At 67.2% G+C, this 23,207-nt stretch carries 23 protein-coding genes; 12 read left to right on the top strand and 11 right to left on the bottom strand.

Going from position 1 to position 23,207, the window contains the following annotated elements; genetic code table 11:
- Nucleotides 1–6: 6 nt before the first annotated feature.
- Together ASE90_RS07850 and ASE90_RS07845 are read right to left on the bottom strand one after the other, a co-directional pair.
- Complete coding sequence (locus tag ASE90_RS07850; protein WP_055998607.1) at nucleotides 7–699, bottom strand: DsbA family protein; 693 nt, start codon at nucleotides 697–699, stop codon at nucleotides 7–9.
- Nucleotides 699–1,232, bottom strand: a complete 534-nt coding sequence (locus tag ASE90_RS07845) for a DUF721 domain-containing protein (RefSeq protein WP_055998606.1) — start codon at nucleotides 1,230–1,232, stop codon at nucleotides 699–701. Before ASE90_RS07845 ends, ASE90_RS07850 begins: the two co-directional genes overlap by 1 nt.
- A 28-nt stretch (nucleotides 1,233–1,260) precedes the next feature.
- Between ASE90_RS07845 and ASE90_RS07840 the strand changes: the two genes are divergently transcribed.
- Genes ASE90_RS07840 through nudC form a run of 3 tightly spaced genes read left to right on the top strand, consistent with a single transcriptional unit; the run spans nucleotide 1,261 to nucleotide 4,459 of the window.
- Nucleotides 1,261–2,292 (top strand): A/G-specific adenine glycosylase, encoded by a 1,032-nt coding sequence (locus ASE90_RS07840; protein WP_235531716.1) that lies wholly within the window; start codon nucleotides 1,261–1,263, stop codon nucleotides 2,290–2,292.
- Nucleotides 2,289–3,611, top strand: coding sequence for a serine hydrolase domain-containing protein (locus ASE90_RS07835; protein WP_055998605.1), 1,323 nt, complete (start codon nucleotides 2,289–2,291; stop codon nucleotides 3,609–3,611). Before ASE90_RS07840 ends, ASE90_RS07835 begins: the two co-directional genes overlap by 4 nt.
- Nucleotides 3,608–4,459 carry an NAD(+) diphosphatase gene (gene nudC / locus ASE90_RS07830; RefSeq protein WP_055998603.1) on the top strand — a complete coding sequence of 284 codons (852 nt, stop codon included), beginning with the start codon at nucleotides 3,608–3,610 and terminating at the stop codon, nucleotides 4,457–4,459. The genes ASE90_RS07835 and nudC overlap by 4 nt, the downstream gene beginning before the upstream one ends.
- Before the next feature lie 153 nt (nucleotides 4,460–4,612).
- On the opposite strand, the gene ASE90_RS07825 is transcribed toward nudC, so the two are convergent.
- Nucleotides 4,613–5,503 carry a prephenate dehydratase gene (locus ASE90_RS07825; RefSeq protein ID WP_055998601.1) on the bottom strand — a complete coding sequence of 297 codons (891 nt, stop codon included), beginning with the start codon at nucleotides 5,501–5,503 and terminating at the stop codon, nucleotides 4,613–4,615.
- Nucleotides 5,504–5,645: 142 nt separating this feature from the next.
- Between ASE90_RS07825 and ASE90_RS07820 the strand changes: the two genes are divergently transcribed.
- Complete coding sequence (locus tag ASE90_RS07820) at nucleotides 5,646–6,326, top strand: c-type cytochrome (protein ID WP_055998600.1); 681 nt, start codon at nucleotides 5,646–5,648, stop codon at nucleotides 6,324–6,326.
- Nucleotides 6,327–6,378: 52 nt separating this feature from the next.
- On the opposite strand, the gene ASE90_RS07815 is transcribed toward ASE90_RS07820, so the two are convergent.
- Both ASE90_RS07815 and ASE90_RS07810 read right to left on the bottom strand, forming a co-directional pair.
- Nucleotides 6,379–7,062, bottom strand: a complete 684-nt coding sequence (locus ASE90_RS07815) for an HAD family hydrolase (RefSeq protein WP_055998598.1) — start codon at nucleotides 7,060–7,062, stop codon at nucleotides 6,379–6,381.
- Nucleotides 7,063–7,078: 16 nt separating this feature from the next.
- Complete coding sequence (locus ASE90_RS07810; protein WP_055998596.1) at nucleotides 7,079–7,741, bottom strand: YggS family pyridoxal phosphate-dependent enzyme; 663 nt, start codon at nucleotides 7,739–7,741, stop codon at nucleotides 7,079–7,081.
- 22 nt (nucleotides 7,742–7,763) lie between these two features.
- On the opposite strand from ASE90_RS07810, the gene ASE90_RS07805 reads away from it, so the two are divergent.
- Nucleotides 7,764–8,291 carry a thiamine phosphate synthase gene (locus tag ASE90_RS07805; RefSeq protein WP_055998594.1) on the top strand — a complete coding sequence of 176 codons (528 nt, stop codon included), beginning with the start codon at nucleotides 7,764–7,766 and terminating at the stop codon, nucleotides 8,289–8,291.
- Here ASE90_RS07805 and ASE90_RS07800 read toward each other — a convergent pair.
- Nucleotides 8,274–10,133 (bottom strand): TonB-dependent siderophore receptor, encoded by a 1,860-nt coding sequence (locus tag ASE90_RS07800; RefSeq protein WP_200910847.1) that lies wholly within the window; start codon nucleotides 10,131–10,133, stop codon nucleotides 8,274–8,276. The two genes, ASE90_RS07805 and ASE90_RS07800, sit on opposite strands and share 18 nt — an antisense overlap.
- A gap of 6 nt (nucleotides 10,134–10,139) precedes the next feature.
- A complete protein-coding gene (locus ASE90_RS20275) occupies nucleotides 10,140–10,385 on the bottom strand; it encodes a hypothetical protein (RefSeq protein WP_200910837.1) in 246 nt (81 codons plus the stop codon).
- A 152-nt stretch (nucleotides 10,386–10,537) separates the two neighbouring features.
- On the opposite strand from ASE90_RS20275, the gene ASE90_RS07795 reads away from it, so the two are divergent.
- On the top strand, nucleotides 10,538–11,608 hold the full coding sequence (locus ASE90_RS07795; RefSeq protein WP_162235069.1) for an AI-2E family transporter: 1,071 nt from the start codon (nucleotides 10,538–10,540) through the stop codon (nucleotides 11,606–11,608).
- 181 nt (nucleotides 11,609–11,789) lie between these two features.
- Here ASE90_RS07795 and ASE90_RS07790 read toward each other — a convergent pair whose 3' ends face one another.
- The 4 genes from ASE90_RS07790 to crtY all read right to left on the bottom strand — a co-directional run bounded on the left by ASE90_RS07790 (nucleotide 11,790) and on the right by crtY (nucleotide 16,137).
- Nucleotides 11,790–12,716: a phytoene/squalene synthase family protein gene (locus ASE90_RS07790; RefSeq protein ID WP_055998590.1), complete on the bottom strand. Its 927-nt coding sequence runs from the start codon at nucleotides 12,714–12,716 to the stop codon at nucleotides 11,790–11,792.
- Nucleotides 12,713–13,294, bottom strand: coding sequence for a TIGR00730 family Rossman fold protein (locus tag ASE90_RS07785; RefSeq protein ID WP_055998588.1), 582 nt, complete (start codon nucleotides 13,292–13,294; stop codon nucleotides 12,713–12,715). The genes ASE90_RS07790 and ASE90_RS07785 overlap by 4 nt, the downstream gene beginning before the upstream one ends.
- A 204-nt stretch (nucleotides 13,295–13,498) precedes the next feature.
- The gene (locus ASE90_RS07780) at nucleotides 13,499–14,977 is read right to left on the bottom strand and encodes a phytoene desaturase (RefSeq protein ID WP_055998586.1); all 1,479 of its coding nucleotides are present in this window, start codon (nucleotides 14,975–14,977) and stop codon (nucleotides 13,499–13,501) included.
- On the bottom strand, nucleotides 14,974–16,137 hold the full coding sequence (crtY, locus tag ASE90_RS07775) for a lycopene beta-cyclase CrtY (protein ID WP_055998584.1): 1,164 nt from the start codon (nucleotides 16,135–16,137) through the stop codon (nucleotides 14,974–14,976). The genes ASE90_RS07780 and crtY overlap by 4 nt, the downstream gene beginning before the upstream one ends.
- Before the next feature lie 229 nt (nucleotides 16,138–16,366).
- On the opposite strand from crtY, the gene ASE90_RS07770 reads away from it, so the two are divergent.
- The 6 genes from ASE90_RS07770 (at nucleotide 16,367) to ASE90_RS07745 (ending at nucleotide 23,182) form a co-directional block, all read left to right on the top strand.
- Nucleotides 16,367–17,179 (top strand): sterol desaturase family protein, encoded by an 813-nt coding sequence (locus ASE90_RS07770; RefSeq protein ID WP_055998582.1) that lies wholly within the window; start codon nucleotides 16,367–16,369, stop codon nucleotides 17,177–17,179.
- Nucleotides 17,121–17,534, top strand: coding sequence for a DUF2141 domain-containing protein (locus tag ASE90_RS07765; protein WP_235531714.1), 414 nt, complete (start codon nucleotides 17,121–17,123; stop codon nucleotides 17,532–17,534). Before ASE90_RS07770 ends, ASE90_RS07765 begins: the two co-directional genes overlap by 59 nt.
- Before the next feature lie 67 nt (nucleotides 17,535–17,601).
- On the top strand, nucleotides 17,602–18,471 hold the full coding sequence (locus ASE90_RS07760; RefSeq protein ID WP_055998580.1) for a MipA/OmpV family protein: 870 nt from the start codon (nucleotides 17,602–17,604) through the stop codon (nucleotides 18,469–18,471).
- 520 nt (nucleotides 18,472–18,991) lie between these two features.
- A complete protein-coding gene (locus ASE90_RS07755; protein WP_055998578.1) occupies nucleotides 18,992–20,677 on the top strand; it encodes an ABC transporter transmembrane domain-containing protein in 1,686 nt (561 codons plus the stop codon).
- Entirely contained in the window at nucleotides 20,661–21,746 is a 1,086-nt protein-coding gene (locus ASE90_RS07750; protein WP_055998576.1) for an efflux RND transporter periplasmic adaptor subunit, read from the top strand. The genes ASE90_RS07755 and ASE90_RS07750 overlap by 17 nt, the downstream gene beginning before the upstream one ends.
- Nucleotides 21,743–23,182: a TolC family protein gene (locus tag ASE90_RS07745; RefSeq protein ID WP_082449656.1), complete on the top strand. Its 1,440-nt coding sequence runs from the start codon at nucleotides 21,743–21,745 to the stop codon at nucleotides 23,180–23,182. Before ASE90_RS07750 ends, ASE90_RS07745 begins: the two co-directional genes overlap by 4 nt.
- Nucleotides 23,183–23,207: the final 25 nt, after the last annotated feature.

Genomic DNA, 23,207 nt, shown 5'->3' with positions numbered 1-23,207 from the left:
ACGGGGTTATTTGGCGGTGAGCAGCGGCTTCAGGGTCGCCCAGTCATGGACGTCGGCCTTCTGACCGTTGACCTCGAAGCTGGGCGTGCCGGCGATACCGGCGGCCTGCGCTGCTTCGGCGATGGCGATGACCCGCTTCTGCGCGGCTTCGTCGTTCAGGCAGGCGGTGATCTTCGCATCGTCGAGGCCGTGGCCGCGCATCAAGGCGCGCAGACCGGTCGCCTCGGCCAGCTGTTGCAGGCGGATCGCGATCGTCGCGGCGCGGGTCTGCGCGGCGGGCGTCTGGGCAAAGGCATCGGCCTTGTCGAGCATCGCCGCCTGTTGCGCCATGATCGCGTCATGCGCGGCGATGAAGCGGTTCGGACCGCCGCAACGCACGAGCAACGCCGCCGCGAGGTCGAGCGCGTCGCGCGGCAGCGTGCGATATTCGACCCGTACCTTTCCCGACCGCAGCAATGCCGGCAGCTCGGCCCGCGCATCCTTGGCGAAGGCGGCGCAGTGCGGGCAGGTATAGCTGGCCCATTCGACCAGCTGCACCCGCGCCATCGGGTTGCCGACGACGATCCCGCCGGTCGGCAGCATCGTGACGTTGGTCGACCAGTCGCGGCCGGCGGTAGCGCGGACCGGTGCCTGCGCCTTGGCCGGGGGCATGCCGAACAGCGCCAGCAGGAACGAACAGACCAGAATGAGGATACGCATCAGCGGACCTTGCCAAGAATCGGAATGGCGGGGGGCGGCGGGGCGGCGACGGCACCGGCCAGCGCGGCAAGCACCGCGCGCAGTTCGGGATCGGCGATGTCGCGGATCGATTCGCCCATATCGGCCGGGACCGGCAGCGGATCGCGCCGGACCGGGATCGCGCGGCGCGGACGGACCTCGCCATGCCGGAACTGCAATCGCGCGACTGCGGGATAGCCAAAGAAACGGTTGACCCGTTCGACGATTTCCGGCGCGATATGCTGCATCATCGTCCCGTGCGCGCCCGATACGGTCAGCGTCAGCGTACCATCGGCGCGCTTGCCCGGCGGGAAGCGGATCGATTCGGGCGCGGATACGCGGGCGAAGCGTTCGCCGACGATCTCTCCCCAGCGGCTGACCACCGCCGACTGCACGAACCCGAATTTGCGGAAGGCCGCGCCGCCGATATCGGGCAGCAATTCGGCCACGGCGCGCGCGCCACCACGGCGGCGGGGTTCGGGAATCGTCGCATGGGGGCGGGGACGCGTCGTCATTGTCGACACCCCATGCCATAGAGCCGCGGTGGACGCCAAGCATCTCTCTGTCGCCGAACGGTTGCTCGACTGGTACGACCGCAATCATCGCAGCCTGCCATGGCGGAGCCCGCCCGGCGCCCCGCCGCCCGATCCGTATCGCGTGTGGCTGTCGGAAGTGATGCTGCAACAGACGCAGGTCGCAACCGTCCGGCCGTATTTCCTGGACTGGACGGCGCGCTGGCCATCGTTCGCGGCGCTGGCGGCGGCGGCGGATGCCGATGTCATGGCAGCATGGGCCGGGCTCGGCTATTATGCGCGGGCACGCAATCTGCTGGCGTGCGCACGGGTCGTCGCGGCGCGGGGCGCGCTGCCCGATACCGAGGATGGCTTACGCGCCCTGCCGGGGATCGGCGACTATACCGCCGCCGCAATCGCCGCGATCGCGTTCGGGCGGCGGGCGGTGGTGGTCGATGCCAATGTCGAGCGCGTCGTCTCGCGGCTGTTCGCGATCGGTGCCCCCCTGCCCGCCGCCCGGCCGGCGATTCGCGCCGCGACCGACACCATCACGCCCGACGACCGCGCGGGCGATTTCGCGCAGGCGATGATGGATCTGGGGTCGATGGTATGCAAGGTGCGGGGGCCGCGCTGCCTGTTGTGCCCGCTGCGCGACGATTGCACCGCATTTCGCGCCGGGACGCCCGAAGCCTTTCCGGTCAAGGCCGCGAAGAAAGCCAAGCCGCAACGCTTCGGCACGTTGTTCTGGGCGGAGCGCGATGGACGGGTGTTGCTGGTGCGGCGTCCCGACAAGGGGCTGTTGGGCGGGATGCGCGCGCTGCCGACCGGGCCATGGGTCGACAGCGATCCGGGGATGGAGGGCGCGCCCTTTGCTGCCGACTGGCGCAGCATCGGGTTGGTTCGCCACGGTTTCACCCATTTCGATCTTGCCTGCACGGTCATGGTGGCGGATGCAGGCGACGAACCCATGCAGGGCGAATGGTGGCCGGTGGCGGAGATCGCCGATGCCGGGCTGCCGACGCTGTTCGCGCGGGCGATAGCGGTGGTGGAGGGAATGCGATGACGATCGGACGATGGGCGCACGGATCGATGGCGCTGGCGGTGCTGCTGGCGCAACCGGTGGCGGCCTTTGCTCAGGCGGCACCGCCTCGCGCACCGGCCGCTCCCGCAACGCGTTCGCTGCCGGCGACCGGGGCGATGGTCAAAACCTATGTTACGGACAAGAAGGTCCCGGGCATGGTCGTGGTCGTCGGCGGTCCGACGTGGACCAGCGCGCAGGCCGCCGGACGCACCGCCGCCGATGCGAGCGCGCCGGCGGCCAATGTCGATACGCTGTGGCGCGTCTATTCGATGACCAAGCCGATCACCGGCATCGCGGCGATGATGCTGGTCGAGGACGGCAAGCTGAAGCTCGACCAGCCGATCAGCGACTTCATCCCCGCGTTCAAGTCGATGAAGGTGCTGACCGATCCCGACAACAGCCTTGCCAGCCGCGCGGCGACCAAACCGATCACGGTCCGCAACCTGCTGACCCATACCGCCGGGCTTGGCTATACCATCGTGACCAAGGGGCTGCTGCTCAAGGAATATGAGCGGTTGGGCATCGTGCCGGCGGCGGTCAACGCCCAGACCGAGGTCGCGATGGCACAGGCTCGGCCCAAATCGCTGGAAGAATTCGCCAACCGGGTCGCCTCGCTGCCGCTGATCGCCGAACCGGGGACGAAATGGAGCTATTCGATCGGTCTCGACGTGATGGGCCGGGTGATCGAGGTCGCGAGCGGCATGTCGTTCGAGCGCTTCCTGCAATCGCGGATGTTCGGCCCGCTCGGCATGACGTCGACCTATTGGCAAGTGCCGGAGCTTGAGAAGGCGCGGCTGGCGACCAACTATGCGTGGGCGGGCGACACGCTAACCCCGGTCGATCCGGCGGCGACGTCGGTCTGGTTGCAGAAGCCAAGTTTTCCCTATGGCGGCGCGGGGCTGGCGATGTCGGCGCGCGATTACGACCGGTTCCTGCACATGTTGCAGAATGGCGGGACGCTGGACGGCAAGCGGGTGATGAAAGCGGAGACGGTCGCGCTGGCGATGTCGAACCTGCTGCCTGACGGCGTCCCCTTCGGCGGGGTCGACGGTGCGACCGGTGGGCAGGCGGGCCCGAAAATGGGCTTCGGTGCCGGCGGTTCGGTCTATCTGGAAACGTTGCCGGGGCGGCCGGGCAAGGGTACCTATGGATGGGGCGGCGCAGCGGGCACCGTCGCGTTCGTCGATCCGGTGCGGCAGGTGCGTGGCACGGTAATGGTCAATTATTTCCCGGCCGATCGTTTCCCGCTGCGCGAGGATCTGGTGAAGGCGCTGGCAAGCGATCTCGCGGGCGCGCGATGATCGGTTTTACCGGCGCGACGCTGGAGCGGGTCGATCACGAGCGCGACGATCCGACGGCGTTCGCGCGGGCGCTGGCGCATCCTGGTGCGCGGTTGCTGGTGCTGAACGGACTTGCCCCGCCGGTCGAGGGCGATCGGCTGGCGTTGGTGCCGATGGACCCGGCGCGGGGCGACGCGTTGCTGCTCGGCAATCTGGACGGCGCGCCGTTATTCGCGATCGGCGATGGCATCGCAACCGCGCCGGCGATGCGATCGCCGACGTTGATGACGACGCTGGCTGCCATGCCGGTCGGCGAGGCGGCGCTGTACGGCATCGCCCGCAGCCTGATCGACTGGCATGTCCGGCATGGCTTCTGCGCGAATTGCGGACAGGCGACGGCGGTGTCGCGGGCGGGGTGGGCGCGCGCGTGCGGTACCTGCGCCGCGCAGCATTTTCCGCGCACCGACCCGGTGGTCATCATGGCGGTCGAACACGGCGACCGGGTGCTGCTGGGGCGGCAACCCAGCTGGCCACCGGGGCGCTATTCGACGCTGGCCGGGTTCGTCGAGGTCGGCGAATCGATCGAGGAAGCGGTGACGCGCGAGGTGCTGGAGGAAGCGGGCGTGCGCATCGGCGCGGTGCGCTATGTCGCGAGCCAGCCCTGGCCGTTCCCGTCGCAGCTGATGATCGGATGCATCGCCGTTGCCGAGGACGACCGGTTGCGGGTGGACACGGTCGAGCTGGAGGATGCGTTCTGGGCGACGCGGGCGGAGGTTCGCGCGGCGCTCTCGGGAGAGACCGAGCGGTTCATCGCACCGCCGGCCTATGCGATCGCGCATAGTTTGCTGGCGGCCTGGGCCAACTCCTAAACTACCGACCCCGTTTGCTTCGAGCGCAGGTTCGAGCGTGTCGAGAACCGAAGTCGAGAAGGGTTGCCGCAAGCGACCGGGCTCTCGACAGACGCCTCTCGACTTCGCTCGAAGCTGCTCGAACCGAACGGATTTTTACCCCGGGGGGCGGGCCTACCCTCGCTCGCGCGCCCGTCCGTAGCTGCCCAGCAGTCGCATGCTCTTGGTATGGAAGGCCAATTCCTCCAGCGCGCGGTCGACATGGGGTTCGCCGGGGCGCCCTTCGATGTCGCAGAAGAACTCGGTCGCGGCGAAGGTGCCGCCGCGCTGATAGCTTTCCAGCTTGGTCATGTTGACGCCGTTGGTCGCGAAACCGCCCATCGCCTTGTACAGCGCGGCGGGTACGTTCTTCACCTCGAACACCAGCGTCGTCATGCACGGCCCGGCGGGCAGTTCGGCCAGCGGAGCGCGGGCGAGGACGACGAAGCGGGTGGTATTGTGATCGGCGTCGGCGATGTCGTCGGCCAGCACCTGCAACCCGTACAGCGTCGCGGCGGCGGGCGGCGCGAGGGCGGCGACGGACGGATCGGCCATTGCCGACGCCGACGCTGCCGCGCCCGCCGTGTCGGGATGCGCCACCGGTTCGATGCCGCGCGCGCTGAGCCAGTGGCGGCATTGGCCGAGCGCCTGTTCGTGGCTCATCGCCTGGCGCACTGCCTCGATCGGGCCGAGGCCCAGCAGCGCGTGCCGGATCGGCAGGAAATGTTCGCCGGTAATGACCAGCCCCGATTCGGGCAGCAGGAAATGAATGTCGGCAACGCGACCGTGCAGCGAATTTTCGATCGGAATGATTGCGCAATCGGCCTTGCCCGAACGCACCGCATCGATCGCATCGGCAAAGCCGAAACAGGGCAGGGGCAGCGCGTCGGGAAACGCCTGTGCCAGTGCGACGTGCGAATTGGCGCCGGGCGCGCCCTGAAACGCCACGGCGCGATGCGGTTCGCGGGCGGCGGCTTCGGTCATCTGCGCGACAAGGGGGCGCGCCGGTGCGGCGTATTTGTGCATGGGCGGCGGCGATTATCGGTCATCGCCCTCAGCGGCAAGCCCGTCTTGCCAGTCTCGCCCGGCAAGGCTGTCTTGCCAGTCTCGTATGCCGCCTCTAAGCATGACCCCAAACAAAACCATCTTAGGCGAGACGGCTCAGCGCATGGACGACCGGACGAACACGATCGCGGGTTGGGTATTGGCCGGATGCGCCGCTGCCCTCGGACTGTCCATTGCCAGCGGCATGATCTTTCATTCCGGCCCGCCGGAAAAGCCCGGCTATCCGGTGGAGGGCGCTGCCGAGGCGGGTGGCGGCGGCGGTGCGGCGGCGGTGCCGATCGCAACGCTGCTGGCGACGGCCGACGTCGCCAAGGGCGCGGAAGTCTTCAAGAAATGCGCCGCCTGTCACACGGTCAATCAGGGCGGGGCCAATGGCATCGGTCCGAACCTGTGGGGTGTGATCGGCAAAAAGCATGGCCATCTGGCCGGTTTCGCCTATTCGAGCGCGTTGACCGGCGTTGCCGGCAATTGGGACTTCGACGCGATGAACGCGTGGCTGACGTCGCCACGCAAATATGCGCCGGGGACCAAGATGACCTTTGCCGGTTTGGGCAGTGCCGAGGACCGGGCGAACGTCATCGCCTATCTCAACACGCAAGGGTCGAACCTGCCGCTGCCGGCCGCGCCCGCCGCCGGGGCCGCGCCGGCGGAGGAAGGCGTGAAGAATGTCGAGGAGGGTGCCACCGCCAATACCGCCGACATCGTGAACGCGGCCACGCCCGCTTCTGGCGCGCCATCGGTCGATCCGGCCGCGGCGGAACAGGCAGCGAAGAAGGCGGAGTAATCGGGCGCGGTTTTGTTGCGAGCGGGTAAGGACGCCTGCCCGCGAACCCGGTTTACGCCGTAGCCGGCTCAAGCCCGAGCAAACGCGACACATTCTCGAAGCCATGGGCGATGTCGGTGACGCCCAGTTCGCGCAGGCGGGCGTCGTGGCCGACGCCGCAATGCGTGCCCGCGCACAGCCCGATGACGCGCGCGCCCGATGCGACCGCGCCGGTGACGCCGACCGGCGAATCCTCAAGGATCGTGCAATGTTCGATCGGCACGCCGAGCTGCTTCGCGCCGTGGAGATACAGGTCGGGCGCGGGCTTGCCGTTCGCGACATGCTCCTTGCCGCTGTAGATGTGGTCGCCGAACGCGTCGGCCAGCCCCAGATGGCGCAGATGGGTCGAGATCCAGTGGGTCGTGCTCGACGAGACGATCGCGCGCGGCAGGTCGGCGGGGAGCGAGCGGACGAAGGCGATCGCGCCGGCGACTGCCTCGACGCCCTCTTCCAGCACCCGGGCATCTTCGATCGCGCGGGCTTCGAAGAAGCCGGCGGGGATCGGTCCGCCGACCCAGCGTTCGATCGCTTGCGTGAAGTGGGTGCCCGACAGGCCCATGAAATTGGCCATCGAATCGGCGGCGCTGGTCGGGTGACCGGCGGCGGTGAGGAATTCGGCGATCTGGCGATTGCCGGCGAATTCGCTCTCCAGCAGCACACCGTCAAAGTCGAACAGCAAGGCTTGCGGACGGGTCATGATACGCTCCGTAACGTCAGCCGCGTGGGCCGAACAGCGCCGATCCGACGCGGACATGGGTCGCGCCGAGGGTGACGGCAGTCTCGAAATCGTCGGACATGCCCATGCTCAACCCGGTCAGGCCGTGGTCGCGGGCGAGCTTGGCGGTCAGCGCGAAATAGGGGGCGGCGTCGAGGCCGGCGGGCGGCACGCACATCAGGCCCGCGATGGGCAGTCCGGCGACCTTCGCCTTGGCGAGCAGTGCGGGCAGATCGGCTAGGGCGCAGCCGCCCTTTTGCGGTTCGTCGCCGATATCGACCTGGAGGAAACAGGCGGGTGCGCGGCCGGTCTTGTCGATCGCTTTCGCCAGTGCCGCGACCAGCGACGGGCGGTCGACCGAATGGATCGCGTCGAACAGGCGGACCGCGTCCTCGGCCTTGTTCGACTGCAGCTGGCCGACCAGATGCAGTGCGATGCCGGGGGTAACGTCCTGCAACGCCGGCCATTTCGCCTGCGCCTCCTGCACCCGGTTTTCGCCGAAGACGCGTTGTCCGGCGTCGATCAACGGCTGGATGGCGGCGGCGTCGCGGGTCTTGCTGACCGCGATCAGCGTCGTCGCGCCCGGCTCCCGGCGCGCGATCGATTCGGCATGGGCGATCCGGTCGCGAAGGTGGCCAAGCGAGGTTGCGGTTTCGGTCATCGCGCGCGCTATAGAGGCGGTCATGCGTCGCCGCCACCCTTTGCCGAGCCGCTGGCTGATGACCGATGAGCGGCTGGGCGACGACATGCCCGCGAAGGTGGCGAAGTTGCCACGCGGCAGCGGGGTCGTCTTTCGCCAATATGCTACACCGGAAGGGAAAAGGCGGCGGATGTTTACACAGGTGCGGCGGATCGCGCGGGCGCGGCGGCTGGTGCTGCTGGTCGCGGGACCGTTCCTGTCGGGTGGCGACGGGGTGCATGGCCGGAAAGCGCGCAAGAACAAGGGGTTGGCGACGCGGCCGGTGCATTCGGTGCGCGAACGCATCGCCGCCGAGCGGGCGGGGGTCGATGCAACCTTCGTCTCGCCGGTCTTCGCCACCCGATCGCACCCCGGCGCGCGGCCGCTCGGCCGCATCCGTTTCGCGCTGCTGATCCGCGGCGCGCGCCTGCCCGTCATTGCGTTGGGCGGCATGACCGAGCGGCGCGCGCGCACGCTCCCGGGCATCGCCGGCTGGGCAGCGATCGATGCGTGGTCAGAATTTGGTGCGTAGTTCGACGAAGGCGGTGCGCGGTTCGCCGGGGAAATGGCCGGTCTGCGCGGTAAAGCCCGACGCGGCATAGACTTTGTCGAACAGGTTATCGACGCGCAGCATCAGTTCGGCAAAGCCGAGCTGGTGCGTGATCGACGCGTCGAAGATGGTGTAGGGCAGCACCGGCTGTCCCGAGCGGCTGACCCGGCGCGACACATGCTCGCCGCCGAACGCGAAGGCGGTGCGGAGCGGTGCGACCTGATAGCGGGTCCAGAACCCCAGCTTGTGCGCGGGCGCGTTGGCGAAGCGATTGCCGATCGCATCGGTCAGCGACTGGCCGGCGACGCTGCCGGTGATGCGCGTATCATTGTACCCGTAATTGGCGAGCAGCACCCAGTCCGGCGTCAGGTCGGTGGTCAGATCGATTTCGAACCCCTTGCTGGTCACCTCGCCGATCGGGCGCAATTGATCGACGCCGCCGACCGGGGGCAGGCTGGGATCGACCTGCAACAGATTGCGGCGCACGATGCGGTAGAGCGCGGCATTGGCCTGTACCCGGCCGTCGAGCAGCCGCGATTTGACGCCGGTTTCAATCTGGTTGCCGGTGATCGGCGCAAAGGGGCCACCGGCGGCGGGCAGCTGGCTGGCCGGTGCCTGCGGATCGAAGCCCTGCGACCAGCTGACATAGAGCGACACATCGTCCCGCGGTTTGTAGATCGCGCCGGTGCGGAAGGTGATGTCGCTGTCCTCGTAGCGTGCGTTCGACGTCACCCGGCCGGCGGTGGCGACCCGGGTGCTGTCCTCGAACCGGTCGTAGCGGACGCCCGCGACCAGCAGCAGATGCGTGGTCAGGTCGATCTGATCCTGCGCATAGACGCCGAAGCGGCGCGAATCGGTATCGGTGACGGTGAAGGGCAGCGCCGTCGCCCGCAGCGCGTCACCATCGGACCGGCCATAGACCGGGTTGGACAGGCTGAGCGGGAGCACGCCAGCGCGCAGGATACGCGATTCCAGCCCGTTCGATTCGCGATACCAGTCGGTGCCGACCTGAATGCGGTGCGACAGGCCGAGCAGGGTCGTGCGCGCGGTGGCATTGGCCATGAACGACAGGCCGTCGACCGGGCGGACCTGATCGCGAAACTCGCGCAGGACCAGATCGGGATTGGTTGCGCTCAACCCGCGCGGCTCGTGATATTGCTGCCGTTCGATCGAGCGGAAGCTGCGTACGCCGGCATCGAGCGTCGCCGCATCGCCGATCGCCGTTGCATAGCGCGCGGCCCATGCGGTCGAGGCGAGGTGGAGATCATCGCTCCTTTCGTTCGCGTTCCAGCCGATCGAGGTGCGGAAGCGTCCATTGTCGTCGACCAGCACCCCGCGCAGGCGGTTGGCGCGCAGGTAATTGTCATAGGTCGTGACCTGCAGCGTCAGCAGCCCGCCGGGATTGGTACGGATCGACAGGCCGGCATCGCCGATCAGCGCCTTGTGCAGCGTGTTGAAGCGAAAGGGCTGCATCGCTTCGTAAAAGCCGCCGATGCGATAGGATACGACACCATCGGCATCGATGCGGTTGGTCGCCTCCGCCGAGATACCGACCCGGTCGTAATTGCCGGCGGTGACGACGGTGCGCAGCCCGGTGCGGTCGGACGGCGTCTTCGACACATAGTTGATGATCCCGCCCGGTGCGCCGGGACCGAAGAACAGCCCTGCCGGTCCCTTCAGCACCTCGACCCGGTCGATGTTGAACAATTGCGGCACGGTGAAGCCGACGAAGGGATTGCCGCGCATTCCGTCGTAGAAGGATTCGTCCTGGCGAAATCCGCGGAAGGTGACGCCGGCATAGCTGTACGCGCTGACGCCCGAAATATTGCGCTACAGGTCGGTCGCGTCGCGTGCGCCCTGATCGGTGAACAGGTCGCGGTTGATGACCTGCAACGCCTGCGGAATGTCGAGCGGGTCCTGCGCCGATTTGCCGACGGTGGTGAGCGTGGTGCGATAGAGTTGCCGGGCGCGCCCCTCGACCACGATGTCAGCGTCGTCGTCGGTCGCGCGTTCCTGCGCCGCGACCGGTCCCGCCACCATTGCTGCCGCCATCACCGGCATCCACCACCGTTCCACCCGCTTCCCCCCTTTAATGCAACTCGGTCGCATTAGCTAACTACGGTTTTATGTGCAATCGTTTCGGATACGATTTTTCGAACGATCGTGACGGTATCGAACCGGAACGGTGCGCGACCTCTGTCCGTTCACGCGCGAAAGGGGAACCGATGATGCAAGGCGAAACGGAACGGCAGGGCCCAAGCTATGGCCGGGTCGCGACGATGACGGTGATGGTGCTGGCGATCGTCGGGGCGGGGCTGTTGCTCATATCCATGATGCGGCTGGTGCTGCTGGTGTTTGGGGCGACGGTCATCGCGGTACTGTTCAGCGCGGTGGCGCGCCGTATCCAGAAATGGACCCGCCTGCCGCGCGGATTATCGCTGGCAGCGGCGATCATCCTGCTGCTGGGGATCGTGATCGGCATCTTCTATGGCTTCGGCGCGCAGCTGGTGCAGCAGTTCGACACGATCCGCGAACAGATTCCGTCCGCGCTGCAGGCGATCCAGCGGCAACTGGACGCATGGGGGCTGGGCGGGCCGGCGCGCGACCTGTTGTCGCAGGGCAGCAGCGATATGTCGACGATCATGTCGCGCGCGGGCACCTATGCCCTGTCGATCGGATCGGGACTGTCGGACGCGGTGCTGGTGCTGGTCGGGGCGATCTTCCTTGCGGCCGACCCCGAACTCTATCGCCGCGGGCTGGTGAAGCTGGTGCCGCCAAAGGCCGAACCGGTCGCGCGCAAGGCGGTGGACGATGCCGCCGGGGGCCTGCGCGGATGGATGAAGGGCGAGGCGGTGGCGATCATCGTCGTCGCGGTGCTGACCGGCACCGGGCTGTGGCTGCTGGGGGTGCCCGCCGCGATCGGGCTGGGCCTGATCGCCGGATTGATGGACATCGTGCCCTATGTCGGGCCGATCATCGCCGGTCTGCCGGCGGTGATGCTGGCGTTTACCCATTCGCCGTCGACCGCGTTGTGGACGATCGTGCTGTTCCTGATCGTCCAGCAGATTCAGGGCAATATCCTGCAACCCATCGTCCAGAAGCACGCCGTCGACGTGCCGCCCGCCGTGCTGCTGTTCTCGGTCATCGGCATGGGGCTGATGTTCGGGTTCATCGGCGTGGTGCTGGCCGCGCCGCTGACCATCGTCGTGTTCGTGCTGGTGCAGCGGATCTACGTGCAGGCGTTGCTGGGGCGGGATATTACGGTGGCGACCGACAAGGTGAAGGGGGAGGATCAGTGAGGAAGCGGATGTTTCCGCTCCCCTCCTTCCGGTCCCCAGCCGATGCTCTGTCGTCACTCCCGCGCAGGCGGGAGTCCATATGCGCCGAGATCACTGCTTCAGCACAAACCTCAGCGGCTATGGATTCCCGTCTGCGCGGGAATGACGAACATTCGTTTGGATCGCTGAACGTCGGTCCCTCCTAGTTCGGGCGCGTCCAGAGCGACTGGTCGCGGGGCGTATCCCGTGCCGGGCGCCAGCGCGCCGCCACGAACGCGCGGGCGATGGCTGCGATCTTCTCGCCCTTCGACGTCGTCTGGCGCTGGTCCCATGCCGCAGGGCCAGCCGCCGCGACCTTGCGGGCGATGCCGCCATAAATGTCGGCGGCGGCCAGTACCGCCCATGCCGACCGCCATGGCAGGCGTGCCGCACCGATCCGGGCGCTGTCCTCGTGAAGCGCGGCACGCGCCGCCATCCGGCGGGTGAGGACCGCGACCCGATCGGGCGTCGCCATCGGATCGGCGGGGTCGATGCGCTGTTCGGCCAGCCATTCGCGCGGCAGGTAGCAGCGCCCGGCATCCGCGTCTTCGCGCACGTCGCGGGCGATATTGGCAAGCTGGAACGCCAGCCCGAGATCGCAGGCACGGTCGAGCGTGTCGCGGTCCTCTGCGGGCACGCCCATCACCACCGCCATCAGCCCGCCGACCGCGCCGGCGACGTGATAGCAATATTGGTACAGGTCGTTCTCGGTCACCGGTTGCCAGCCATCGGCGTCGAGCTGGAACCCGTCGATCACGTCGTGGATCAGCCGGTGCGGCAGGCCGACCTCTACCGCGACCACGCCCAGCGCGTCGAAGGCCGGATCGCCGGTCGGCTGCCCGGCCAGCGCCGCTGCGGTGCGCTCGCGGATCAGCAGCAGGCGCGCGGGCGCATCGTCGAGCCGCTGCATCCCGTGCCCCATGTCCTGCCCGTCGGCGAGGTCGTCGCAGGCGCGGCACCATGCGTAGAGCAGCCAGGCGCGTTCGCGGGTTTGCGGATCGAACAGCTTGCTCGCCGCCGCGAAACTTTTCGAACCGCGCGCGATCGTGTCGCGGGCGTGCGCGACGAGCTCGGCGCGGGGCGGGATCAAAGGTCTTTGCTGCTCATGTGGATGATCGCCTGTACCGGGGTATGCGCGGCCATCCTGTCGAGCAGCGTGTCGAGGGTGTCGGCGACCAGCAGGATGTCGCGGTGCATGGGGCGCATGAAGCCGACCTCGGCCATCTTGTCGACGAAGGCGATCAGGTGATCGTAGTAGCCGGCGGTGTTGAGCAGGCCGACCGGCTTGGCATGATAGCCAAGCTGTGCCCAACTCATCGCCTCCCACAATTCGTCCATCGTGCCAGTGCCGCCAGGGATGGTGACGAAACCGTCGGACAGGTCGGTGAACGCCTGTTTGCGCTGATGCATGGTGTCGACGACGTGGAGTTCGGTGAGGCCCTTGTGCGCGGCCTCCGCCTTGACCAGCGCGGTCGGGATGACGCCGATGACGTCGCCGCCGGCCTCGATCGCGCCATCGGCGACCGCGCCCATCAGGCCGAGCCGCCCGCCGCCATAGACGACGCCGATGCCGCGTTCCGCAAGGGCACGACCGACGGCACGGGCGGAATCGATGTAGATCGGATCGGCGGGGGTCGCGGACCCGCAGTAAATGGCCAGACGCTGCATGGTCGCGAGCGGTAGGCGATCGGGGGGAGGGGGGCAAGCTGGTGGCTGCGATGGCCAGACCTTATCCGTTCGGTTCGAGCAGCTTCGAGCCTGTCGAGAAGCGAATGTCGAGAACGCCCCGTTTGAGGCATTCCGTTCTCGACCGGCGCTTCCCGACAGGATCGAAGCTGCTCGAACCAAACGGTTTCTACTGGTGGAGGACCGTCAGTCCTCCTCGCCCAGCATCAGCGCCGCCGTCGCCTTGGCACTGCCGACCACGCCCGGAATCCCTGCGCCCGGATGGGTGCCGGCCCCGACGACATACAGGTTCGGGATATCGTCGTCGCGGTTGTGCGCGCGGAAATAGGCGCTCTGCGTCAGGATCGGCTCCAGCGAGAAGGCCGAGCCGTGATACGCGTTCAGATCGTGGGTGAAGTCGCTCGGCATATAGCTGAACTTCGTCACGATCCGGTCGTGGATGTCGGGGATCAGGCGGCGACCGACCTCGTCCAGAATCCGTTTTTCGAGGATCGGGCCGATCTGGTCCCAGTCGACCGGGAACTTGCCGGTGTGCGGCACCGGGCACAGCGCGTAGAAGGTCGAATGCCCCTCCGGCGCCATCGATGGGTCGGTGACGGTCGGGTGGTGGAGGTAGAGCGAGAAATCCTCGCTGAGCACGCCATGGTCGTAAATGTCGGCGAGCAGCCCCTTATAGCGCGGGCCGAACAGGATCATGTGGTGCGGGATGCCCGGCCACGTGCCCTTGATGCCGAAATGGACGACGAACAGCGACGGCGAGAAACGCTTGCGTTCCAGCCGCTTGGCCTTGCGCTGCGCGCTGCGCGATCCCGACAGCAGGTCCTTGTAGCTGTGCATCAGGTCGGCATTGGTCGCGACCATGTCGGCACCGATGACCACGCCGCTTTTCGTCGTGACGCCGGTCGCGCGGTCGCCCAATGTGTCGATGCTGGCGACCGGGTCGTTCAGGATCAGCGTGCCGCCCAGCTTCTCGAACAGGCGGACCATGCCGGCGACCAGCTTGTTGGTGCCGCCCAGCGCGAACCAGACGCCGCCGTCACGCTCCAGCTTGTGGATCAGCGCATAGATGCTGCTGGTCTTCATCGGATCGCCGCCGACCAGCAGGGTATGGAACGACAGCGCCTGCCGCAGTTTCTCGTTCTTCACGAACGACGACACGATCGAATAGACCGAGCGCCATGCCTGATATTTGACCAGCGCCGGCGCGGCCTTGATCATCGAGGCGAAGTCGAGGAACGGCACGTGCCCCAGCTTCACATAGCCTTCTTCATACACGCCCGCCGAATATTCGAGGAAGCGGGCATAGCCGGCGATGTCGCCGGGATCGAGCTTGGCGATTTCCGACCGCAGCAGCGTGTCGTCGTTGGTATAGTCGAAATTGGTGCCGTCGGGCCAGTTGAGCCGGTAGAAGGGCGACACCGCCTGCAGCGTCACGTCCTCCGCCATGTCGCGGCCGGTCAGCTGCCACAGTTCCTGCAACGCTTCGGGCGCGGTGATGACGGTCGGGCCGGCGTCGAAGACGAAGCCGTCGCGTTCCCAGTAATAGGCACGACCGCCGGGCTTGTCCCGCCCTTCGACCAACGTCGTCTGTACGCCGGCGGATTGCAGGCGGATGGCGAGCGCGAGGCCGCCGAACCCCGCACCGATTACGACTGCCGTCTTCACCCCTGTCTCCCCACCAAAGCCTGTACCGCACGTCCGATCGGTACCGGCGGTTTGCCTGTCAGCACGCGCAATTTGTCGAACAGCGTCGACCCGCCGGCGTAGAAACGCCCGACCAGTCCCGCATCCAGGCGGTAGAAGCGTTCGAGCACACGGTAGCGTTCCGCCGGTTCCGCCGCACGGAACAACATCGTCGCCAGCATCCGGTAGAATCGCCGCTGCCGCCACAGCGTCGCGGCATAATCATGGGTCAGCGTGTGCAACGCGCCGCCCGACCAGTCGCCGCTGTCGGCGACCAGATGGGCGAGGCGCACCGCATCGGGCAGCGAATAGCCGGTCAGCGGATGGAACAGCCCGGCGCGCATCCCGCCCTTCGCGACGCGATTGCCGCCCGAGCGCCAATATTCCTCGAAATCGCCGCCCATCGCGACCGGCAGCACGCCGGTTTCGCTGCGACCGACCCGGGCGACGTTCCAGCCCTGCGCTTGCGCATAGCCGCTGATGCGCCCCGCCAGCAGCTGCGTGTCGATATCGGGGGTGTCGCTGTAATAGGTATCCTCGACGAACAGCGTCGAGGCGTCGAACGGCAGGGTATAGACGAAGCGATAGCCGTCGAGCTGTTCGACCGATCCGTCCATGACGATCGGCCGGTCGACGCCGTGCAGGTCGTCGGTGATGAGCTCCATCCCCATGAACTTCTGCCAGCCGAGGTCGAGCAGCGACACGTCGCCGGGACCGCGACAGTCGATCACGCCCTGCGCCTCGACCCGGTCGCCATCGGCGAGGACGACCGCGGTCGGGCTGGCCCCCAGCACGCGGACCGATGGCATCAGGGTTTCGCGCGACAGCGTCTGACGCAACACTGTATCGAGCCGTTCGGAGGTGATCGAATAATAGGCGGTGTCGAGCGTGCGGGCATGGGCGGGAAAAACGATGTCGTAGCCGCGCCACGCATGGGCGATGAGCGGGGCGACCAGCGCGCGATGATCGTCGGACACGTCGCTGCCGAAGAACGACCAGACATGGTTGCCGCCGAAATGCGATGCGCCCTCGATCAGGCGGATGCGGGCATCGGGTCGCCGCTTCGCCGCCGCCAGCGCGATCAACGCACCGGCAAGCCCTCCGCCGACGATGGCGAGGTCGCAGTGATGGATGGTTGGCATGGAACGGCCCTAGGGGAGGGCGGCAACAGTAGCAACGGCGCGCAGAAAATCCTTTCCGTGCGCGGGAAGGGAACCCATGCGCAGCATGGTGGAAGGGGGACCGCCGCGTGCGAAGCCGTTGTTTTCGTGGACGCCCCCCTCCACCATCGCCTTCGCCGACGGTCCCCCTACCCGTGCCGGGGAGGATCTTGGGGTGTCATCTGCCTGTGCAATCCGCTACAGCGGCGGCATGTCGATCCCGTTGGCTATTTTCCTGTCCGCCGTGGCGATGACGGCGATCGTCGGTGTCCGCTATCTGCTGGCGTCGGCCGGCTTCGCCTTTGCGACGCGCAGCAAGCATCCGGGGCTGTACCGCGGACTCGACGCGCAGATCGCCAAGGAAATCCGCTGGTCGCTGTTGTCCGCCGCGATCTACGGCGTGCCGGCGGGCATCGTCGCGTGGGGCTGGGAGCATCGCGGCTGGACCGCGATCTACCGCGACGTCCACGCCTATCCCTTATGGTACCTGCCGGTATCGGTGCTGCTGTACCTCTTTGCGCACGATACCTGGTTCTACTGGACGCATCGCTGGATGCACCGGCCGAAATGGTTTCGCATCGCCCATGCCGTCCACCATGCCAGCCGCCCGCCGACGGCATGGGCAGCGATGGCGTTCCACCCGATCGAAGCGTTAACCGGCGCTGTGGTAATTCCGTTACTGGTATTCGTCATTCCGATTCACACCGGCGCGCTGGCGTTGGTGTTGACGATCATGACGGTTATGGGGGTAACCAACCATATGGGGTGGGAAATGTTCCCGCGGTTCATGTGGTCGGGGCGATTGGGGGGCTGGCTGATTACCGCCAGCCATCATCAGAGGCATCATGAGCGCTATGGCTGCAATTTCGGGCTCTATTTCCGCTTTTGGGACCGGTTGTGCGGCACCGATGGCGGCCTCGGCAACTTCGAAAAGGAACGTGCGCGCGTCGCGCGGCGGGCGAATCGTGCTGGCGGCGCTGGCGCTGGCGACGCTGCCGGGGGCCATGCCGACCGGCACGCTTGACGTCCGTATCGCCGACCTGCGGTCGGCCAAGGGCGTCATCCGCCTGTGCCTGACCGCCGATCCGAAGAATTTTCCCGGTTGCACCGACGACCACAATGCCGTCACCCGCACCTTTGCCGCGGCGGAGCGCGGCGTACGCATCGCCGGGCTGGGGCGTGGCGATTATGCCGTGTCGGTGATCCACGACGAGAACAACAATTCGAAGCTCGACACCTTTGCCGGCATCCCGCGCGAGGGGTTCGGATTCTCGCGCAACCCGGCGATCCGGTTCGGCCCGCCCGCCTTCAGTTCGGCGGAGTTCCCGGTGGTGGGTGATGTAACCATGCAACAGGTGCGGATTCGCTACCTGCTATAACAGTCGCGACGGACCGAAGCGCGCGGCGTAGCGTTACGGCCGGGTAACATTTCTCGGAGCTACGCCCTTGCGCGCCTTTCTCGCCGCCATCCTGACCGCCGCCGCCGTTGCCGGCCCCGCTTTCGCACAGGAAGCCGCGACCCCGGCGGTGCCGGCATCGTCGCTGCCCAACACCGATACCGGTGCCGATTTCTATGTCGTCGGCCTCGGCGCGGCGGTGCTGCCCGATTATGAAGGGTCGGACGATTATTCGTTCAGCCCGGTGCCGGCCGCGACCGGTCGTGTGTCGGGGTTCAACTTCCTCCTCGCCGGCAATCGCCTCAGCGTCGACGTTATTCCCGATGGCATCGGGCCGACATGGGATTTCCAGGCCGGGCCGATCGCGGTCGTGAACCTGAACCGCAATTCGACCAAGGGCATCGACGATGCGCAGGTCCGCGCCCTGGGCACGGTCGATACCGCGATCGAACTGGGCGGCTATGTCGGGTTGGGCAAGACCGGGGTCATCACCTCGCAATTCGACCGGCTGTCGGCATCGATCAGCTATCGCAAGGACGTGGGTGGCGGCCACAAGTCGACGGTGCTGGCACCGACGATCAACTATGTCACGCCGCTGAGCACCAAGGCGCTGGCCGGCATCTTCGTGTCGGCCGAACGGGTCGGCGAAGGCTATGCCGACAGCTATTTCTCGGTCACGCCGGCGCAGTCGCTGGCGAGCGGCCTGCCGGTCTACAATGCGCGGGGCGGGTGGAAGAACTGGACGCTGGGCCTGCTCGGCGGGCGGTCGATCAGCGGCGACCTGCGTTCGGGCTGGCAGCTGTTCGGCACCGTCGTCTATCGCAAGCTGCTGAACGATTTCGCCGACAGCCCGATCGTCGCGCGCAACGGGTCGAGCAACCAGTGGCTGGGTGCGGTCGGGGTCGCTTACAGCTTCTGATTTGGCGTCGGATCGGGCGGGTAAGCTCGGGACGGGGAAACTTCTGCGAAAATACTGATTCCTGCCCTCCGCCGTACCCCCGCGCAGGCGGGGGGGGCCAGGGTTCCAAGCACAAGCCGTTGTTCTGCTTGGCTCTGGACCCCCGCCTGCGCGGGGATACGGTGAGTTTGTCGCTAGGCTTGCGACTTTCGCAGCGGTCTCGACGATCGTGCTGCTGCATTGCGGCGAACCAGAACGCCACCGGCTGCCATCCGCTTTGGCAACCTCGGCCTATCGGCCGGCGCTGGCCATGTGCCGGCGCCCCCTCTCGTTTCACACCGGTTTGCACGATAGCGACTGTCGACGGTCGTAACGGGCCGAAGCCCGCGTCCATCCTCCGGACAATGGTGCACAGCAACAATATTTAACAGTGCGTCCAATACCCAGACGGGATTTTCGACGTAAGGCGCGGCAGGGCGGTCTGGCGTCGGTAGCACGCGGCCATCGCGACCGGCCGCGGACGCGGGAATAGGGGTGTGTTTTGGCGACGCAACGACTGGGGTTCCGGGATGCGATCGGCTGGCTGTCGCAGATCATCGGTCCCGATTCGGCCTATGTACGGCTTGGCATCGTCTATACCGTCGCGATCAGCCTGCTGGCGCTCGCGACGCCGATCTCGGTGCAGTTGCTGATCAACAGCGTCGCCAATACGGCGATGCCCGCGCCGTTATGGGCGCTGTCCGGGGTCCTGCTCTTGCTGCTGCTGCTGGTGGTAGCGCTGAGTGCGTTGCGGGTGTGGATCATGGCGGGGTTCGAACGCCGCCTGTTCTCTCGAATCGTCGCCGAAGTCACGCTGCGCGCGGTGCATGCGCAGGACCCGTTCTTCACCGATGGCAATCGTGGCGACTTGTTCAACCGGTTCTTCGATCTGGTCGTCGTTCAGAAATCGGTCCCGAGCCTGGTGATCGGAGCCTTCACCATCGTGTTGCAGGCGGTGATCGGGCTGACCATCACCAGCTTCTATCATCCGGTCTTTCTTGCCTTCAACGTCGTGCTGGTCGCGGCCATCTTCATCGTTTGGCTGATCTGGCGGCGGGGCGCGATCGGCGGGGCGGTGGCGCTTAGCCATGCCAAGCACAAGGCCGCCCACTGGCTGGAAAGCGTCGGCGGGTCGAACGGCTTCTACAAATCGTCGCGCCATCTGGATTTCGCGATGCAGCGTTCGGAGGCGGTGACCGCCAGCTATGTCGACACGCATCGGCGGTATTTCCGGTATCAGTTCGCGCAAACGGTCGCGTTCCTGCTGATCTATGCCTTTGCCAGTGCCGGGCTGTTGCTGCTGGGCGGCATGCTGATCCTGCGCGGACAATTGTCGCTGGGGCAGCTGGTCGCGGCCGAGCTGATCCTGTCGGGCGTCTTTTACGGCATTTCGCAGTTCGGCTGGTATCTCGACAGCTTTTACGAACTGGTCGCGAGTTCGGAGGAATTGTCGCTGCTGTTCGCCATTCCGCAGGAAACCACCGTGCGCGGCGACCATGGTCCGCGCGACGGTGCGGTGAAGCTGACCGACGTGGTGCTCGACGGTGCGCGCTATACCCTGACGCTGGCGGCGGGCGAACAACTGGTCACCGTCGCCGAACCGGGAGCCGAGCGGCGGCTGGCGATGCTGCTGAAACGCCATGCGCTGCCCGAACGGGGGCTGCTTCGCATCGGCGGGGCCGATCCCGGATCGTTCGACATCTACCGGTTGCGATCGGACGTGACGGTGCTCGACCGATCGACCATCGTCGAGGCGACGATCCGCCAGTATCTCCGCCTCGCGTCCGAAGACCTTGACGAGGTGGCGATGGAGGCGCTGGCGACGGTCGGTCTCGAACGCCGCCTCGCCAGCCTGCCCAAGGGGCTCGACACGCAGCTGGGATCGACCGGCTATCCGCTCAGCGTCGGCGAGACGATGGCGCTGAAGCTCGCCAATGCGCTGCTGGTCCGGCCGAAGCTGTTGCTGCTCGGCCAGCTGTACGACCTGTTGCCGCCCGAACGGCTGGCCGCGGCGCTGCGACTGCTGAAGGCGCATGGCACGACGGTGCTGCTGTGTACCGGACGGCCCGAGGATCTGGAACTCGACGGTTATCTCCATCTCGGCATGACCGAACAGCGCCGATTCGACCGGCTCGCCGATCTGCAGGCCGTAGCCAACCGCGAGGGCGCAGATGACGCATCGGCCTGAACAACTGGCGCATTTCCGCACCCTGGCGGCGCTGCGTCCGCCGCGCGTGGCGGTGGCGATCGCGTGGATGCTGGTGGTCGGCATCGCGGCGGCGGCGGTCGTGCTGTTCGTGGTGCCGTGGGTACAAACCGCGCAGGGACGCGGGCAGGTCGTGTCGCTCGACCCCGACGACCGTGCGCAGGAGGTGACGGCGCTGGTGCCGGGGCGGGTCGAGCGCTGGTATGTGCAGGACGGGCAGTATGTCGGACGCGGCGACCCGATCGCGCGCATCGTCGACCTCGACCCCAATCTGCTGTCGCGGCTGGCGGCCGAACGCGCGCAGGTGCTGGCCGAGATCGCATCGGTGCAACAGGCGCAGGCCGTCGCGCAGATCGATGTCGGGCGGATGCGGCAGCTCTATTCCGAAGGGCTGGCGTCGCGGCGCGATTACGAACAGACGCAGATCAAGGTCGCGGAGTCGGGGGCGAAGCTGGCCGAATCGCGCGCCAAGCTGAACCGCATCGACGTACAGCTCAACCGGCAGTCGGCGCAGCTGGTGCGGGCACCGCGCGATGGCCGTATCCAGAATCTGAACGCGGCGACGGGCGGTGCGCTGCTGTCGGCGGGAACCGTGCTTGCCGTTGTCGCGCCCGAACGGGTCGAGCGCGCGGTCGAATTGCTGATCGACGGCCGCGACGTGCCGCTGCTGCGGCCGGGGCGTCCGGTACGGCTGGAGTTCGAAGGCTGGCCGGCGATCCAGTTCAGCGGCTGGCCGTCGATCGCGCACGGTTTTTTCGACGGGCGCGTCCGCACGATCGATCCGAATGCCAATATGCAGGGGCTGTTCCGCATCCTCGTCGAACCGGCCCCCGGCAAGCCGGCCTGGCCCGAACGACGCTTCGTCCGGCTGGGCGGCAAGGTCCAGGGCTGGGTCCAGGGCGAGACCGTGACCGTCGGGTATGAACTCTGGCGGCAGCTGAACGACTTCCCGCTCGAATTCGGCCAGACCGCGAGTGACAAGACCGCGGGTTCGGCCGGCGAGAAGGAGGAAGACCGGAAGATCGCGACGAAGGCGGGCAAGCCGAAATGATCCGGTCCAGCCTCCTGTCCGCGCTGGTCGCCGCGCAGTTGTCGGTCGCGCCCGCCGTCGCGCGGCAGGTGCCGCCGGCCCCCGTGCCCGCTACTGCACCGCTGACCCTCGACGAGGTATTACGCGCCTCGGCCCGCGCCGCACCGCAGATCGTCGAGGCGCTGGCCAAGGTCCGTGCGGCGCAGGGGCGTGCCGTCACCGCCGACGGGGCGTTCGATACCGTGTTCGATGCCGAGGGCCGCTCGCTCGCGCTTGGCTATTATGACGGGACCTATGTCACCGGGCAGGCGACCCGTCCGCTGACCGGCAATGGCGGCTATGTCTATGGCAAGTACCGCGTCAGCCGCGGCGACTTTCCGGTGTACGAGGACGAGCAATACACCAACCGGCTGGGCGAGGCGAAGGTCGGCGCGCTCTATGCGCTGTTGCGCGACCGGTTGATCGATGAACGCCGAACCAGGCGTACGCTGGCGTCGGGGGACATCGACATCGCGCAGTTCGAGCGCGGTGCCGTGGCGATCGGCGTGCAGCGGCGTGCGATCGACGCCTATCAGAACTGGGTTGCGGCCGGATTGCGCCTGCGCGCCTATCGCGACCTGCTCGCCCTGTCGGAGAGCCGGCGCGGCGGCCTTGCGCGGCAGGTTCAGCTGGGCGCCCGGCCCGAAATCCTGCTCGCGGAGAACGACCAGAATCTCGTCCGCCGCCGCGCGCTGGTGGTCCGTGCGGAAGGCGATTTCGCGGCGGCGGCCAATGCCCTGTCGCTGTATTTCCGGGATGGTGCGGGGGAACCGGTGCTGGTCGGTCCCGAGCGTCTGCCGAACGATCTCGGCGCGCTGACCGGCGTCGCCGCTGTCGCCCGCGCCGATTTCGCACAGCGCCGCCCCGATCTGCAGATGCTGCTGACCCGGATCGATCAGGGGACGGCGCGGCTGGCGCTGGCGGAGAACGACCTGCGCCCCCGGCTCGACCTGCGCGGCGAGGTCGGCAAGGATGTCGGTCCGGTGGGGCTGGGCGGATCGTCGCGGACCCCGCTGGAGACGGCGGTCGGCTTCCGCTTCTCGATGCCGTTGCAGAATCGTGCGGCCAAGGGTCGCATTGCCGAAGCGCAGGCCGAATTGGACGCATTGTCGGCGCGCAGCCGGTTCCTGCGCGACCAGATCACGGTCGAGGTGGAGGGCATCGCGATCGGCGTCGACGCGGCCGAGCAGCTGGCGGTGATCGCCGAACAGGAGCGCCAGCTCGCCGAGCGACTGGCGGCCGCCGAGCGGCGACGGTTCGAACTGGGGTCGAGCGATTTCTTCCTCGTCAACCAGCGCGAGGAAACGGCGAACGACGCGCGCGTACGCCTGATCGAGGCGCAGGCACGGATCGCCGCCGCCCGCGCCGAACTGGCCGCCGCTACCGCCGATCGTGGGGCACTGGGTCTCGTTCCATGACGCACGAAGGATGCAAGGCAGAATG

Origin of the sequence: Sphingomonas sp. Leaf67 (genome assembly GCF_001421965.1) — a bacterium.
Taxonomy (GTDB): domain Bacteria; phylum Pseudomonadota; class Alphaproteobacteria; order Sphingomonadales; family Sphingomonadaceae; genus Sphingomonas.
This window is presented reverse-complemented; position numbering and strand designations above follow the sequence as displayed.